The sequence below is a fragment of the Novosphingobium meiothermophilum genome (assembly GCF_003171715.1).
GTDB classification, from domain to species: domain Bacteria; phylum Pseudomonadota; class Alphaproteobacteria; order Sphingomonadales; family Sphingomonadaceae; genus Novosphingobium; species Novosphingobium meiothermophilum.
In genome coordinates this window covers 884504-899636 of record NZ_QGHL01000007.1, presented here as the reverse complement: position 1 = coordinate 899636, position 15133 = coordinate 884504, and the positions used below count along the sequence as shown (strand labels likewise).

The window sequence follows — 15133 nt, the reverse complement described above, 5'->3', positions numbered from 1 at the left end:
GATGAGCGGCGCAGGAGGGATTGGCGCAGGCGCCCGGCGCGATACGGTCCTCGTTGTCGATGACGAGCCGGATTCGCTCCGCTTCCTGACTGACACGCTGGAGGGTGCCGGCATAACCGTTCTGGTGGCGATCTCCGGGGAGGCGGCGCTGGAACTGCTCCAGCACGTCACCCCCGATCTCATTCTCATGGATGCGGTCATGCCGGGCATCGGCGGCTTTGCGGCAACCGCGCGGATCAAGCAGCGCCCCGAACTGGCGCATGTGCCGGTCATGTTCATGACGGGCCTGACCGAGAGCGAGCATGTGATCGAGGGGTTCGAGGTGGGCGGCGTCGATTATCTGCGCAAGCCCGTCAACGTTCACGAACTGCTGGCGCGTGTCAGGGTGCATATCGGCCATGCGCGCGCCATGCACGCCGGGGCGGCGGGGCTTGATGCTACCGGGCGCCTGATGATGGCCACCGATGCCGACGGCAACCTCTTGTGGTGCACGCCAATGGCCGAACAGGCGATTGCCCGGCTCAGCCCCGGCTGGGACCGCGAACAGCGCGCACTGCCCGAAGTTATGCGCGCATCGCTGGCGCGGCTGCTCGCGCGCGATGAACTGGGCGCTTCAGCGCGCATCGAGCAGGGCGATTGCACGCTCGAACTCGTGGTCATTGCGAGATATCGCGAGAACGAAGTGCTGATCCGGCTCAACGAACTCAACCCCAAGGCCGATGTCAGCCGCCTGCAACAGCGCCTTTCCCTGACCGATCGCGAGGCCGAAGTTCTGCTCTGGATCAGCTATGGCAAATCCAACGGCATGATCTCGGAAGTGCTCGCCATCAGCCCGCGCACGGTGCAGAAGCACCTCGAACGGATTTACGAGAAGCTCGGCGTTGAAACCCGTGCGGCTGCCGCAGCCGTAGCGATCAAGGTGCTGGGCAACTGAGCTTGCTGTGAAGAAAAACGCCGGGCGGCGGCAGAGATCCGCCGTCCGGCGTTTTGTTGCCTCAGTCGTGGCCTTGGCCGCAGGCTGCGGCTGCTGCGTTCCCGAACGCTCTTACCGGCGACGTGCCATGGCGCCGCGCTGAGCGGCCTGCGCCAGTTCCTGCACCATGGGTTCGGCGCTGGCGACAGCGGCGCGGCGGCAGGCGTAGTCAGGCATCGGGGTCACGATCATGCGATCGGCCGGATCACACGCTTCGGCAGCCGCATCGGCGATGCGGTTGCGCAGGGTGCGCACGTCTGAGGGGCGGCTGAGGTCAAGACCATCAGCGTTGACCGAAATGTTGACGGTCTGGGGCGCGCGGCTGGGGCTGGCGGATGCGATCTGCGGCGCAGACAGCAGGCCAAGCGCCGCGGCGGCGGCGAAAAGCTTGTTCATGGCGTATTCTCCTGCGTTCAATCTCTTGCTGGAACCGGTTGGTCCGGCTTCCATTTGAGAAGATGGCGGATTGCCCGTTATATCCATCCACCTTCCAGATAATCCGGGCTCGTCGCTGAAACAAGCGAATTTTGAAAAATATCTCGAAAAATCAGATATTTCGTCTTTTGCTTCGCAGCAATGCACGGCGGCTTTACCGTGAAACTTCATACATTCGCAGCAGCCTGTAATACCCTCACTTAGGACGTATGTCCGAAAATCCAGACAAGTCAGGGGGTTGGTCTGGCGCATTGCCGTCCGGCGGCGGAGGGACGAGCCAGCGCGTGGAAATGCTGCAATGCAGCAAACCTGCAATCCGTCATCAATTCGCTCTTGGCCCGGAGCGGCCTATCTTTCAGGTTCGATGCGGGGAGAATGCGATGACGATGATGCGTGCACTTCAGGTCCAGCGGCTGAGCGATGATCTTGGCGGCCTTGGCGTGGTGGACGTGCCCATCCCGCAGCCGGGCGCCGACGAAGTGCTCGTCCGCATCGAAGCGGCAGCACTTGGCTTTCCCGACCTCCTGATGACGCGCGGAGCCTATCAGGCAAAGCCGCCCCTGCCGTTCGTGCCGGGGATGGAGGCGGCGGGAACCGTTGTCCATGCCCCGCGCGGGGGGCGATGGCACAAAGGGGACAAGGTGATCGTTGGCGGGCTGACCGGGGGCGTTGCCCAGTTCGGCGCATTCAACAAGCAGGCGATCATGCCCTTGCCCCAGCCGCTTTCCATGGCGGAAGGGGCGGCTCTGCGGGCCGCCTATCTCACCGCGTGGGTTGCGCTGGTGCGGCGCGGCATGGCCCAGCCGGGAGAGTGGCTGCTGGTTCTTGGCGCGGCGGGCGGGGTGGGGCTGGCTGCCGTCGATCTGGGCATGGCGCTGGGGCTGAAGGTCATTGCGGCGGCATCGACCAAGGCCAAGCGCGATGCGATCACCGCGCTCTATGGGCCGGATCATGTCATCGATGGTGCGCCGATCAGCCTGCGGGAGCAGGTTCTCGACATTACCGGCGGAAAGGGTGCCGATCTGATCTTCGATCCGGTTGGCGGAGACGCTTTCGATCAATGCACCCGCTGCATCGCCTTCGACGGGCGCCTTCTGGTGGTAGGGTTTGCGGCCGGGCGCATCCCGCAGATTGGCGTCAACATACCGCTCATCAAGGGATTTTCCGTCATCGGCGTGAGGGCCGGGGAATATGGGCGCCGTTTTCCGGAAAAGGGTGCACAGAACATCGAAAGCATTCTCGGCCTTGCCGAGGCCGGGCGCATTCGCCCCCATGTTCAAGCCACTTATCCGCTTGATGATTGGGCCGATGCCTATCGCGCGATGGAGGAACGGACAGTGATTGGCAGAAGCGTCATCCTGCCGCATCCTGATTGAGCACGCTCATCCCGCCAAAGCTGATAAGGCCGCGCACAGACTGAACCGCCGCATGAGCAAAAAAGGGGCCGCTCCGTTGCCGGGCGGCCCTTTGAAGTTTGGGAGAGGATGCCTGAAAGGCCCGTCCGAGATGGGCGTTTCCCCGTTCTTCTGCAAGTGCGAAATCCGATGCTATGATTGCAGATAGTGCAACTTGCATGACGTCGTAGAGCCGGTAGCGGGGGGCAACCCCGATTTCCATGTGATTTCAATGCAAGTGACTGGGCGGTGGCACAGGCTTCATTGGCCGAAAGTATAAGGGCAATTCTTGCACCTGCACATTTGTGCAGGGTCGGGAAAGTCCGTCTCCGGCTGCAATCCGCTGTTGCAAGCCCTGATCGCAATTGCTATAAAACATAACATATTTGGGAGAGCAGCCATGCAGTTCGAACGCATCAATCCGCTGACCGGGGAAGTGGCTTCCAGTGCACCGGCCATGCAGCCATCCGAAATCCCGGCCATTGCCGCCAGGGCAGAGGCGGGCTTTCCCGCATGGGCGGCTATGGGGCCGAATGCGCGCCGGACCGTGCTGATGAAGGCCGCCGCGGCGCTTGAGGCACGCGCCGACGCTTTCGTCGATGCGATGATGAACGAGATTGGCGCCACCAAGGGATGGGCCTTGTTCAACCTTGGTCTTGCGGCAAGCATGGTGCGTGAGGCCGCCGCGCTGACCACGCAGATTTCGGGCGAAGTCATCCCCTCCGACAAGCCCGGCTGCCTTGCCATGGCCCTGCGCGAGCCGGTGGGGGTTATTCTGGGTATCGCCCCGTGGAATGCGCCGATCATCCTTGGCGTGCGCGCGATTGCGGTGCCGCTGGCCTGCGGCAACGCCGTGATCCTCAAGGCCAGCGAACAGTGCCCGCGCACCCATTCGCTCATCATCGAGGCATTTGCCGAAGCAGGCTTTCCCGAAGGCGTGGTCAATGTCGTCACCAATGCCCCGGCCGATGCGCCCGAAGTGGTGGGCGCGCTGATCGATGCGCCTCAGGTGAAGCGGATCAATTTCACCGGATCGACTGCCGTGGGACGGATCATCGCGGTGCGCGCCGCGCAGCACCTCAAGCCCTGCCTGCTGGAACTGGGCGGCAAGGCGCCGCTGATCGTGCTGGAAGATGCCGATCTCGATGAGGCGGTGAAGGCTGCGGCTTTCGGTGCCTTCATGAATCAGGGCCAGATCTGCATGTCGACCGAACGGATCATCGTGGTCGATGCGGTGGCCGATGCCTTTGCCGAAAAGTTCCGTGCCAAAGTGGCCGGAATGGCGGTTGGCGATCCGCGCGAGGGGACGACTCCGCTGGGCGCGGTCGTCGATGCCAAGACCGTGGCGCACTGCCGCAGCCTGATCGAGGATGCGCTGGCCAAGGGGGCGCGGCTCCTGACCGGCGGCGAGACCACGCAGAACGTGCTCATGCCTGCCCACGTGGTTGATGGCGTGACGCAGGACATGAAACTGTTTCGCGATGAAAGCTTCGGCCCGGTGGTGGGCGTGATCCGCGCGCGCGACGAGGATCATGCCATCGCGCTGGCCAACGATACCGAATACGGACTGTCCGCTGCCGTATTCACCCGTGATACGGCCCGCGGCCTGCGCGTTGCGCGGCAGATCCGTTCGGGCATCTGCCATGTCAACGGCCCGACCGTGCATGACGAGGCGCAGATGCCTTTCGGCGGGGTTGGCGCGTCGGGCTATGGCCGGTTTGGCGGCAAGGCCGGGATCGACAGCTTCACCGAACTGCGCTGGATCACGATGGAAACCCAGCCCGGCCACTATCCCATCTGAAATCGCACACTTTCCTTCAAGGATCTAACATGACTGAACAGCAGAAGATCGAACGCGCGGAAGAAGATACCGTCGCCTTTACCGTCGAGAACGGCATCGCGTGGGTTTCGTTCAACCGCCCGGAAAAGCGCAACTGCATGAGCCCCAAGCTCAACCGCCAGATGGGCCGGGTGATTGCAGACCTTGAGTTCCGCGAGGACGTGAAGGTGCTCGTCCTGACCGGCGAGGGCGAAGCCTGGTCGGCCGGCATGGATCTCAAGGAATACTTCCGCGAAACCGAGGCGCAGGGGCTGTGGGCGATCCGCAAGTCGCAGCGCGAAGCCTATGCGTGGTGGGAACGCCTGCGCTGGTATGAAAAGCCGACGATCGCCATGGTCAATGGCTGGTGCTTCGGCGGCGGCTATGGGCCGCTGTTTGCCTGCGATATCGCGATTGCCGCCGAAGAAGCCCAGTTCGGCCTTTCGGAAATCAACTGGGGCATCCTGCCGGGTGGCGGCGCCTCGAAGGTGGTTGCCGATCTCATGCCGCTGCGCAAGGCGATGTATCATGCCATGATGGGCGAGAACCTCACCGGCAAGCAGGCCGAGGAGCAGGGGCTAGTCACCGAAGCGGTGCCGGCGGAGCGGTTGAAGGCCCGTGTGCTGGAGATTGCCGAGGCGCTGTGCAAGAAGGACGGACATGCCCTTCGTGCGACGAAGTGGGCCGTGCGTCGCATGACCGAGATGACCTATGACAACGCCGAGGATTATCTGATCCGCGCCCAGGAAGCGCTGCACAGTTTTGGCGGAGTCGAAGCGCGCAAGGAAGCCACGCGCCAGTTTCTTGACGAAAAGAGCTTCAAGCCCGGTCTGGGCACGTTCGATACGAGCCAGATCAAGCGCTGATCTTCTGGCGTGAACCTGCCTGCTTGGGATGAACCCCGGTCCGCCCAGCGGCCGGGGTTTTTCCGTTTCGCAAACCGCAAGCGGCACGGGCGATGGAGCGGACCACGGTTAACAGGGTTTTTACCGTCATATCTGTAGTTGTGCGGCATGGTTTCGTTATCTCGTCTGTGCCGCGCGATCGTGGCGGTGATTCTCTGCGCGGCAGCCCTTGGATGGGGCGGGGCCGTGCGTGCACAGAACTGTTCGCCTGCGGCAAGCCAGGGCACGGCTCCTTCAAGCTGGGAAACCTACTGCTGGCTGAACCTTGCCAATTACAACGATACCACGGCGCGTTCTGCTTCGGGGCAGAACCTTTCGTTCGCGCTGCCTGATGGATCGACGCTTTCGTTCAACGCCCGCGTGACAGGCGGAACGACCACGGCCTACAATGCCGTGGCGGCGCCTTCATGGTCGGGGGCGGCCTTTGGCAATACGGCCTTCATCGGCATTCCGGGGCGGCCCGTGCTCTATACCGCAGCGGCAGGCACACGCCTGATCACGCTTTCGGGTATCAGCATCACCCCGCCGCCGGGCGCAGCGGCAGTAACAGCCTATGCCTTCATCGTGGCGGATGCGGAATCGAGCAACGAGGGCGAGGCGCTGCGCTATACCACTAACGGTTCCGCATGGTCCCTGCTCGACAGTGTTCCGCCGATCAGTGGCAGCACGTTTCCCGCCATCAGCGGGGTCGGCTCGTCATCGGTCAACATCACCGGGGTTGGCGGCACTGTTGGGGCCTATATCGTGGGGTCGAACAGCCCGACGACCGTGACGGTGGAAACCGTGGCGGGCGGGCTTCAGGGCGTGATGTTCGCGGTGCGCTTCGCCACGATCCGTCTGCGCAAGACCATCGTGGGGCCGCGGATCAATTCTGCCGACCAGTTTCGCTTCGAGATCGTGGGCAGTTCGGGCGGCACGGTCATGGCCAGCGGCACCACTTCGGGAACCGGCAACGGTCCTTTCTCGGCCACGCCGCTGAGCCTTGCATCGGGCGTTGCGCTGACCGTTCGCGAAGTCATGGCATCGGGCAGCGTGAGCACGCTTACGCAATATGCCTCAAGCCTGACCTGCACCAATACCGCGGGCGCGACCCGTCCCGGACTGCCCAACAACGTTGCAGCAACCGAGTTCAACCTCGGCACCCTGCAATTCGGCGAGGCTTTGCTCTGCACCTTTACCAACGGTGCCCATCCCCGTGTCAGGCTGCTGAAGGCGCTGGGATCGGGGGGCAGGCGCTTCGCCGGAGATCAATTCACGGTGCGCATGATGCAGGGCACGACCGTGGTGGCCCAGGCGACGACCAGTGGCACATCGGGCACGGTGACGGGCGGCGATACGGGCGTCGTGCAACTGCTGGCAGGACAAGCCTATACGCTCGACGAGATCGCAGCGGGGACGGGTGATCTTCGCAATTACACGGCCACCATGGCCTGCACCAACGCATCGAGCGGAACCGGAACGACCCTGCCGACCGTGGTGCCCGGCACCATCACGCCCAATCTCGGCGATCTTGTGACCTGCACGATCACCAACACGCGGCGGAGCACTGCGGTGCTGGATATCCAGAAAACCAGCAGCGTGATTTCCGATCCGGTGAACGGCACAGCCAATCCCAAGGCCATGCCGGGCGCGATCGTGGAATATGCCATCACCGTGCGCAACATCGGGGCCAGCACGGTCGATTCGAGCACGATCGTGCTGGTGGACCGGATGCCATCCAACATGGCCTTTGCCACGGGCACGCCGGTAACGTTCACCAATGGCACCACCGCCAGCGGCCTGAACACCTTCAACGCCTCGACCATGGTCACGTATTCCTCGCAGGCCAGTGGCGGCGCACCCTTCACCTATACGCCCACGGGCGCTTTCGATCCGCAGGTCAGGGGCATCAGGATCGCGCCGACCGGAACCATGTCTGCGGCCACAGCCACGACCCAGCCGAGCTTCACCATCCGCTTCCGCGCCCGGATGGACTAGCGGCCCAAGGGCAGCCTTCAGGAAATCGCTGACGGCGCGTGCCGGTGCGGATAAGGGTCGGGTTCAGACCTGACTTCCACGGAGCGCGACTTGCCCGGACATTACGATGCGCTGATTATCGGCGGCGGCCATAACGGCCTTGTCTGCGCGTTCTATCTCGCGCGGGCAGGAATGCGGGTGCGCGTGCTGGAGCGGCGGCAGATTGCGGGCGGCGCGGCCGTGACCGAGGAGTTCCATCCCGGTTTCCGCAATTCCACGGCCAGCTACACCGTCAGCCTTCTCCAGCCCAGGGTCATTGCCGACATGCGCCTGCGCGATCACGGCTACCGCGTGGTGGAGCGCAAGGTGGGCAACTTCCTGCCGTTTGCGGACAGCTATCTCAAACTGGGTGAGGGGCGAACGAGAGCTGAGTTCGCGCGGATTTCTCCGCCCGATGCCGAAAGCTATCCGCGCTATGATGCCGCTCTGGGAAGGCTTGCGGCGGTGCTGCGCGATCTTGCCCTGCAAACCCCGCCCGGTCCCGGCGGGGGGCTGGCCGCCATGCAGGCAGCGGCGCTTCAGGGCTGGCCGCTGGCACGGCTTGACCGTGCAACCCAGCGCGATCTGCTGGAAATATTCACCCGCTCTGCCCGCGAGTTCCTTGACGGCTGGTTCGTTGACGAGCGGGTGAAGGCCGCCTTTGCCTTTGATGCCGTGGTGGGCAACTTCGCCGGGGTTTCCACGCCGGGATCGGCCTATGTCCTGCTGCACCACGTGTTTGGCGAGGTGAACGGCAAGGCTGGCGTGTGGGGCCACGCGATTGGCGGGATGGGGGCGATCACCACGGCCATGGCAGCCGCCTGCCGCGAGGCTGGCGTCGAGATCAGTCTTGAATCGCCCGTGGCACGGGTGCTGGTCGAACAGGGCCACGCGCGCGGGGTGCGGCTGCAAAGCGGCGAGGAACTGCATGCGCCCGTGGTGGCGGCCAACGTCGGACCGGCGCTGCTGTTCCGGGAGATGGTGGATCAAGCCGATCTTGATGCCGATTTCCGGCGTCGCATGGCCAGCTACAAGACCGGATCGGGCACCTTCCGCATGAACGTTGCGCTGAGCGAACTGCCCGATTTTTCCGTTCTGCCCGGCAAGGCGCTGGCCGAGCACCATACTGCCGGGATCGTGATTGCACCGGGGCTGGATTACATGGACCGAGCCTTTGACGATGCCAGAACGCACGGCTGGTCGCGCGCGCCGATCGTGGAGATGTTGATTCCTTCAACCCTCGACGACAGCCTTGCGCCGCCGGGGTGCCATGTCGCCAGCCTGTTCTGTCAGCAGTTCGCCCCGGTTCTGCCCGATGGGCGCAGCTGGGACGATTGCCGCCAAGAGGTGGCCGACCTGATTATCGACACCGTCACCGCCCACGCACCCAACTTCAGGCAGAGCGTGATTGCGCGGCAGATTCATTCACCGCTCGACCTTGAGCGCAAGTTCGGGCTGGTGGGCGGCGACATCTTCCACGGGCGGATGAGCCTCGATCAGCTATGGGCCGCGCGGCCCGTTCTGGGCCATGCCGATTATCGCGCGCCGATCCGCGGGCTTTACCTGTGCGGATCGGGCGCGCACCCCGGCGGCGGCGTGACCGGCGCGCCGGGGCACAATGCCGCGCGGGAAATCCTGCGCGACAGGTCCGTGCTGTGGAAGCTGCTGCACCGCAGGTGACGCCAGCCTTGCCTTTTCCGCGCCGTTATCAGGCCAGCACTTCGGCCACGGGCGTGTATTCGTAGCCCAGATCGCGTGCCACCGCCTCATAAGTGATCCGACCTTCGTGGACGTTCAGCCCGGCGGCAAGGTGCGGATCGGCAGCGAGCGCGGCCCTCCAGCCCATGTCGGCAATGCGCAGGGCATGGGGCAGGGTGGCATTGTTCAGCGCATAAGTGCTGGTGCGCGCCACCGCGCCCGGCATGTTGGCCACGCAATAGTGCACAATGCCATCGACCATATAGGTGGGTTCGGCATGCGTCGTGGCGCGGCTGGTTTCAAAGCAGCCGCCCTGATCGATCGCGACATCGACCAGCACCGCGCCCGGCTGCATGGTGGAAAGCATGTCGCGCGTCACCAGCTTGGGCGCGGCGGCGCCGGGGATGAGCACCGCGCCGATCACCAGATCGGCCGTGGCGACATGAGCCGCCAGCGCAGCCTTGCCCGAATAGAGGGTTCGCGCGCGGCCTTCGAAGTGGTTGTCGAGCCTTTCGAGCACTTCGGCATCGCGGTCGAGGATGGTCACGTCAGCGCCCAGACCCACGGCCATCTGTGCCGCATTGAAGCCGACGACGCCCCCGCCGATGATCACCACCTTGGCCGGCAGCACCCCCGGCACGCCGCCCAGCAGAACGCCGCGTCCGCCATGGGCCTTTTCAAGCGCGGTCGCCCCTGCCTGAATGGCCATGCGGCCCGCAACCTGGCTCATCGGCTTGAGCAGGGGCAGGGCATTGGCCGGACCGGTCACGGTTTCATAGGCAATGGCGGTAACACCGGATCGGACCAGATCGGCGGTCTGTTCCGGATCGGGGGCGAGGTGCAGATAGGTGTAAAGGATCTGGCCCTTGCGCAGCATGGCGCGTTCCACGGCCTGCGGTTCCTTGACCTTGACCATCATCTCGCAGCCCGCGAAAACGCTGGCGGCATCGGGCCGGATTGCGGCCCCGGCCGCTTCGTAATCGGCATCGCTGGCGCCAATGCCGCTGCCTGCCCCGCTTTCTACCCAGACTTCATGGCCATGGGCGACAAGTTCGCGCACGCTCTCTGGCGTGAGGCCGACGCGATATTCGTGGTTCTTGATTTCCCGGACGGTGCCAACGCGCATGACGGGTTTCCTTTGCTCTTGCAGTTCGGCCGCCTTTGCGTTGCCTGTCCCATCGGGGTGAAGCCGCGCGGCCTTGTGCTACCAAGAATACTGCAAGACTTGCGGCGAGTTTTGCCTATTTTGCCCATTTGAAAAGCATCATGCGGTGATATTATTCGCTTTTGGCGGAATAATCGGGAAGATTTTGCATGGATCGGGCCGACCTTGCCTTGCTTCTGGCGTTACAGGACGATTCCTCGCTGTCGATCGCGGAACTGGCGGAGAAGGTCGCCCTTTCGCCTTCGGCATGTCATCGCCGGATCAAGGCGCTTGAGCAGGACGGTGCGATTGCCGGATATGGCGCGCGGCTGGAGCCGCGGCGGCTGGGCTTGACGGTCGAGGTTTTCGTGGAGATCACGCTGACCAGCCAGAGCCGCGAGGCGATGGACCGTTTCGAAAGGTCCGTGGGCGATTTCGATGACATTCTCGAATGTCATCTCATGTCCGGCACGGCAGACTATCTCCTGCGCGTGGCAGCGCGCGACCTTGACCATTACGACCGGATTCATCGCGAATGCCTTGCACGGCTGCCGGGCGTTTCGGCCATGCGGTCAAGCTTCTCGTTACGGCGGATCAAGCGGATGCAGGGCTATCCGGTAATTCAAGCCCCTTGATCTGTTCGGATGTGATCGTCTTCACCAGCAGGCAGAAGCTGTGCACCGCGATCCGCTCGATCTGTGGCATGCGCGGCTCGAACGGCTTTTCATTGCCCGCGAAGATGGTCATCCCTTCCATCGATCCGGAAATGAACAGGGCCACGATCTCGCGCTCCTCAGGTGAAAGGTCGGGGCGCATTTCGGCCACGATGTCGACCAGCGGCGCGCGGGCGCGGACATAGAGTTCCTGAACCCGCTCCAGCACGAAGGGATCGTGGTTCGACAGCGCCCACAGTTCGGGGAAGAAGCGCGTGGTCTTGCGCGATCGGATATCGTCCAGAACAAGCATGCAGATGCGCCTCAGGCGTTCTTCAGGCGGCACGCCGGGCATGTGCATGATCGTCACGAATTCGGCTTCGTAGGCGCGGATCACCGCGTCGGTGAGTTCACGCACGAGGTCTTCGCGGCTGCGGTAGTGATAGGTGAGGTTGCCGAACTTCATGTCGCAGGCTGCCGCGACTCGGCGCATCGACATGGCGCGATAGCCCTCCTCGATGAGGATCGAGAGTGCGGTCCGCAGGATCAGTTCGCGTGTTTCGTTGCCTTTGACATAGCCGCCCTCGCGTTCGGGCATGATCATGTCCGATACGGTGGAAGGGGGGGTATGCTCCTGATTCATCTTGCAAAACCTCTAATCACTTTGGCCAGTTTACAGCACTGGAAAAACTTGTCGCCCGACTAATTTAGGTCACTTGACAGATTTGTTGCCTGTTTGAGACTATCCTGGTGTTTCCGGCGATGCCTGCCGGTGCCTTGGGGAGTGTTCGGATGAGGTCGTTTGCGCTGGCTCTGGCCATCTCAGCCGCAGGTCTGTCAGCTACAAGTGCTGCCGAAACGGCAAAACCTGCGCAAAAGGGCGCGTTCCCTGCCGCCCTTCCCGAAGAACCGATTCCGGCAATCGCAGCCCTGCCTGACGCCTGGCCGGCAAGCTGGGTGCTGATCCATGATTTCCACTTCAATTCGATCCTCGACGGGCGCGTCATGCTGGTCGATACGTCCAGCGCCGAACGCCCCGTGCGCGGCATGGTGCGCGCCGCGCAATTCGCCAACATGCTCGTCTCTCCCCGCCGCGGTGAAGTGCTCACGGCAGAGACCTTCTACTCGCGGCTGACCCAGGGTGAAAGGACCGACGTCGTTACCATATGGGATGACACGACGCTTCTTCCGAAGGGTGAAATAGTGTTGCCGGGCGGCAAGCGGCAGCAGTCTGTCACCTATCCCCAGCTCTTCCAGTTCACCAATGGCGAGAAGTGGGCGCTGATCGCCAACTTTACCCCCGCACAGTCGGTCAGCGTGATCGACCTCGATGCCCGCAAGGTCATTTCCGAAATCGACCTGCCGGGTTGTGCGCAGATCTATCCTACCGGCGAACGCGGATTTTCCAGCTTCTGCGCCGATGGCTCGCTGTTCAGCGTGAAGCTGGGGCCGGATGGGCAGGCGATCTCGTCGAAGGTCGTGGCGAAGGTGCATGACATCGATAACCAGCCGATGTTCGGCACGCCCGCCTGGCAGGGAAGAACCGCGTGGTTCGTCACCTATCGCGGACGCATTCAGGGCTTCGATTTTTCGGGCGATGTGGGCAAGCCTCTGCCCGGCGCGTTTGATCTGGGCAGCGCCGAAGGCGCCGCGCCCGAATGGCGGCCGGGCGGTTGGCAGGTCATCGCCGGCGACGCGGCTGGCAAGCTCTATGTGCTGATGAGCCCCAACGGGCGCGAGGGCAGCCACAAGGACGGCGGCAGTGAGGTGTGGGTTGCCGATCCGGTGAAGAAAACCCGCCTTGCGCGCATTGCCTTGCGTGCGCAGGCCGTGGCCATCGGCGTAACCAGGGAAACCCGCCCGCAATTGATCGTGGCCCGCGCCGATGGCGAAATCGACGTGCACGATGCGGCAAGCGGTGCCTTCGTGCGCTCGCTCGGCACGGCAGGCGGTGCCAACCCCATCCTTGTGACGGTGCCCTGAGATGACGCCGGTGGTCTTCTTTCTGGCAGCGCTGCTGGCCGGTTCGGCCCTGCACAAGGCGCTGGCGAGCCAGCGTCTGGCAGCGGCCGCGGCACGACTTTCCGGGCTTTCGCAGCAGGGCATGCCTCTCCTGATCGTTGCCGGATGCCTTGAACTTGCGGCAAGTGTGATGCTCGTCCTGCCGGGCCTGCGGGCCACGGGCGCGCTGATCGCGGCGCTTGTCTGGGCGGCTTATGCCGTGGCGCTGAAGCGCCACCGCGGGCGCACGCTTGATTGCGGCTGTGATCTGGTAGTGCGCGAAAAGCCGGTCGACTGGCCGCTGATCGCCCGCCCCGCCGTTCTTTCCGTGCTGGCGCTTTCCGTGGCCGGGTTGCCTGGCGCTGCATTCAACGGGGCCGGGATCGATGCGCCCTTCGCTGCGGCCGCACTGCTCGCGCTTTATCTCGGCGCTTCGGAACTTCTTGCCATTCCCTATCCTCGGTGGAGGAAATCGTGATGCTGACTTCGCAGATCCTGTTGTGGACCGTCGTGATCGTCGAGGGGCTGCTCATCGCCGCGCTCGCCCGTCAGGTCGGCATCCTGCATGAACGCATAGCCCCCGCAGGCGCGCTTACGCTGCACCAGAAGGTTGAAGTGGGCGAGGTCGCCAGCCCGATGAGCATGACCGCCATCGACGGTGCGCCCGTGCAGATTGCGGGCAAGCGTGCGGGCCGCAGCCAGTTGCTGTTCTTTGCCTCGCCCGATTGCCCGGTATGCAAGTCGTTGCTGCCCGTAGTGCGATCGGCGGCAAGCGCGGAGGCGGACTGGCTCGATCTGGTCGTGGCTGGTGATGGCAGCAAGGCTGAATACCAGCGCCTGCGCGCTGAGCATGGGCTGGACACGGTCCCGGTGGTGCTTTCCGAAGCGCTGGGACGGGCCTTCGGCGTCTCCAAGCTGCCCTATGCCGTGCTGCTGGATGAAGCGGGCCGGGTTGCCTCGCTCGGTCTCGTCAACAGCCGCGAGCATCTGGAAAGCCTGTTTGAAGCAAAGGAGCGGGGCGTTGCCTCGATCCAGGATTTTCTTGCCCGCAGGAAGGGAGCCTGAACCATGGGCGGTTTCGACAAGTGGACCGAGCGGCTGACGCGCCGGATCGCACGCGGCACATCGCGGCGCAGCACGCTGGCCTGGCTGGGCGCGACAATCACCGGTGCGGCAATGTTCCCGGTGCTTCCCGTGGCCCGTGCGGCCAGTTCCGGTCCGCATGGCGGCGGATCGGGACATGCGCCGCTTCATTCCGGCAACCCGCAGGATCCCGGCGACCAGACAAGCTGCGATTACTGGCGCTATTGCGCCATCGACGGGTTCCTCTGTTCGTGCTGTGGCGGATCGGCGAGCGCTTGCCCGCCGGGCACGGAAATGTCTCCGATCACGTGGGTCGGCACCTGCACCAATCCGGCTGACGGGCGCGCCTATGTCATCAGCTATAACGACTGCTGCGGCGTGTCATCGTGCGGGCAGTGCCTGTGCAACCGCAACGAGGGAGACCGGCCGCAGGTCCGCCCGCAGGCCAACAATGACTACAACTGGTGTCTGGGCACCGCGAGCAGCATCTACAACTGTTCGACCGCGGTCATCATTGGCGTGGCCGAGGACGCTGCCCGATGAGGTGGAGCACGGCTCTTCTGGCGGCATTCGCCGCACTGCTGTCTGCCGGGCTGACGATGCCCGCAGCAGCAGCGCCCGATGGCGGTGCGATCTATGGCCGCTGCGCTGCATGCCACACGCGGACAGGGGCGGGTGTTCCGGGAGCTTTTCCGCCGCTTGCCACCGATTTTCGCAATCTTGCCGCGAAGCCCGAAGGGCGGCGCTATCTGGCGCTGGTGGTGACGCGCGGCGTTTCCGGTCCGATCACCGTAGAGGGCAAGCCCTATCGCGGCATCATGCCCGCACAGGCCCTGGATGATGCGGCGGTTGCGGCGGTGCTCAACCATGTAGGCACGGTGATTGCAACCAGTGGCCCGGCCTTCAGGCCCTTTACGGAAGCCGAGGTTGCCGGACTGCGCGCTTCCGGCTCCGCCTTGAGCGGTGCCGATGTCGGCAGGCTTCATGCCGGGGCAGGCGGCCGGTGAAGCGCGCTTTGCCCCTAGGTGCAGCC

General features: G+C 63.9%; 16 protein-coding genes. 12 read left to right on the top strand and 4 right to left on the bottom strand.

Features of this window, described 5'->3' with window-relative positions:
* Position 1 precedes the first annotated feature (1 nt).
* Entirely contained in the window at positions 2 to 934 is a 933-nt protein-coding gene (locus DKM43_RS08245; RefSeq protein WP_109797925.1) for a response regulator transcription factor, read from the top strand.
* Between the two features lie 111 nt (positions 935 to 1045).
* On the opposite strand, the gene DKM43_RS16475 is transcribed toward DKM43_RS08245, so the two are convergent.
* Positions 1046 to 1369 (bottom strand): UrcA family protein, encoded by a 324-nt coding sequence (locus DKM43_RS16475; protein ID WP_161554054.1) that lies wholly within the window; start codon positions 1367 to 1369, stop codon positions 1046 to 1048.
* Positions 1370 to 1788: 419 nt separating this feature from the next.
* On the opposite strand from DKM43_RS16475, the gene DKM43_RS08235 reads away from it, so the two are divergent.
* Positions 1789 to 2784 carry an NADPH:quinone oxidoreductase family protein gene (locus tag DKM43_RS08235; protein WP_109797923.1) on the top strand — a complete coding sequence of 332 codons (996 nt, stop codon included), beginning with the start codon at positions 1789 to 1791 and terminating at the stop codon, positions 2782 to 2784.
* Here DKM43_RS08235 and DKM43_RS16470 read toward each other — a convergent pair.
* Positions 2762 to 3025, bottom strand: a complete 264-nt coding sequence (locus tag DKM43_RS16470) for a hypothetical protein (protein ID WP_161554053.1) — start codon at positions 3023 to 3025, stop codon at positions 2762 to 2764. The two genes, DKM43_RS08235 and DKM43_RS16470, sit on opposite strands and share 23 nt — an antisense overlap.
* A gap of 177 nt (positions 3026 to 3202) precedes the next feature.
* Between DKM43_RS16470 and DKM43_RS08230 the strand changes: the two genes are divergently transcribed.
* From DKM43_RS08230 to DKM43_RS08215, 4 genes are all read left to right on the top strand, one after another.
* A complete protein-coding gene (locus DKM43_RS08230; protein WP_109797922.1) occupies positions 3203 to 4603 on the top strand; it encodes an aldehyde dehydrogenase in 1401 nt (466 codons plus the stop codon).
* A gap of 29 nt (positions 4604 to 4632) precedes the next feature.
* Positions 4633 to 5487, top strand: coding sequence for a p-hydroxycinnamoyl CoA hydratase/lyase (locus DKM43_RS08225; protein WP_109797921.1), 855 nt, complete (start codon positions 4633 to 4635; stop codon positions 5485 to 5487).
* 225 nt (positions 5488 to 5712) lie between these two features.
* Positions 5713 to 7503, top strand: coding sequence for a CshA/CshB family fibrillar adhesin-related protein (locus DKM43_RS08220; protein WP_161554052.1), 1791 nt, complete (start codon positions 5713 to 5715; stop codon positions 7501 to 7503).
* Between the two features lie 90 nt (positions 7504 to 7593).
* Positions 7594 to 9201 carry a phytoene desaturase family protein gene (locus DKM43_RS08215; protein WP_109797919.1) on the top strand — a complete coding sequence of 536 codons (1608 nt, stop codon included), beginning with the start codon at positions 7594 to 7596 and terminating at the stop codon, positions 9199 to 9201.
* 28 nt (positions 9202 to 9229) lie between these two features.
* On the opposite strand, the gene ald is transcribed toward DKM43_RS08215, so the two are convergent.
* Positions 9230 to 10345, bottom strand: coding sequence for an alanine dehydrogenase (gene ald / locus DKM43_RS08210; protein ID WP_109797918.1), 1116 nt, complete (start codon positions 10343 to 10345; stop codon positions 9230 to 9232).
* Between the two features lie 188 nt (positions 10346 to 10533).
* On the opposite strand from ald, the gene DKM43_RS08205 reads away from it, so the two are divergent.
* Complete coding sequence (locus DKM43_RS08205) at positions 10534 to 10998, top strand: Lrp/AsnC family transcriptional regulator (protein WP_109797917.1); 465 nt, start codon at positions 10534 to 10536, stop codon at positions 10996 to 10998.
* Here the strand turns inward: DKM43_RS08205 and DKM43_RS08200 are convergent.
* Positions 10958 to 11659 carry a TetR/AcrR family transcriptional regulator gene (locus DKM43_RS08200; protein ID WP_109797916.1) on the bottom strand — a complete coding sequence of 234 codons (702 nt, stop codon included), beginning with the start codon at positions 11657 to 11659 and terminating at the stop codon, positions 10958 to 10960. The two genes, DKM43_RS08205 and DKM43_RS08200, sit on opposite strands and share 41 nt — an antisense overlap.
* Positions 11660 to 11808: 149 nt before the next feature.
* Here DKM43_RS08200 and DKM43_RS08195 point away from each other — a divergent pair, with 149 nt between their 5' ends.
* Genes DKM43_RS08195 through DKM43_RS08175 form a run of 5 tightly spaced genes read left to right on the top strand, consistent with a single transcriptional unit; the run spans position 11809 to position 15107 of the window.
* On the top strand, positions 11809 to 12999 hold the full coding sequence (locus DKM43_RS08195; protein WP_109797915.1) for an amine dehydrogenase large subunit: 1191 nt from the start codon (positions 11809 to 11811) through the stop codon (positions 12997 to 12999).
* A 1-nt stretch (position 13000) separates the two neighbouring features.
* The gene (locus tag DKM43_RS08190) at positions 13001 to 13495 is read left to right on the top strand and encodes a MauE/DoxX family redox-associated membrane protein (protein WP_109797914.1); all 495 of its coding nucleotides are present in this window, start codon (positions 13001 to 13003) and stop codon (positions 13493 to 13495) included.
* Positions 13495 to 14082, top strand: coding sequence for a thioredoxin fold domain-containing protein (locus tag DKM43_RS08185; RefSeq protein WP_201739803.1), 588 nt, complete (start codon positions 13495 to 13497; stop codon positions 14080 to 14082). The genes DKM43_RS08190 and DKM43_RS08185 overlap by 1 nt, the downstream gene beginning before the upstream one ends.
* Positions 14083 to 14085: 3 nt before the next feature.
* Positions 14086 to 14643, top strand: coding sequence for a methylamine dehydrogenase light chain (locus DKM43_RS08180; RefSeq protein ID WP_109797912.1), 558 nt, complete (start codon positions 14086 to 14088; stop codon positions 14641 to 14643).
* Entirely contained in the window at positions 14640 to 15107 is a 468-nt protein-coding gene (locus DKM43_RS08175; protein ID WP_109797911.1) for a c-type cytochrome, read from the top strand. Before DKM43_RS08180 ends, DKM43_RS08175 begins: the two co-directional genes overlap by 4 nt.
* Positions 15108 to 15133 lie beyond the last annotated feature (26 nt).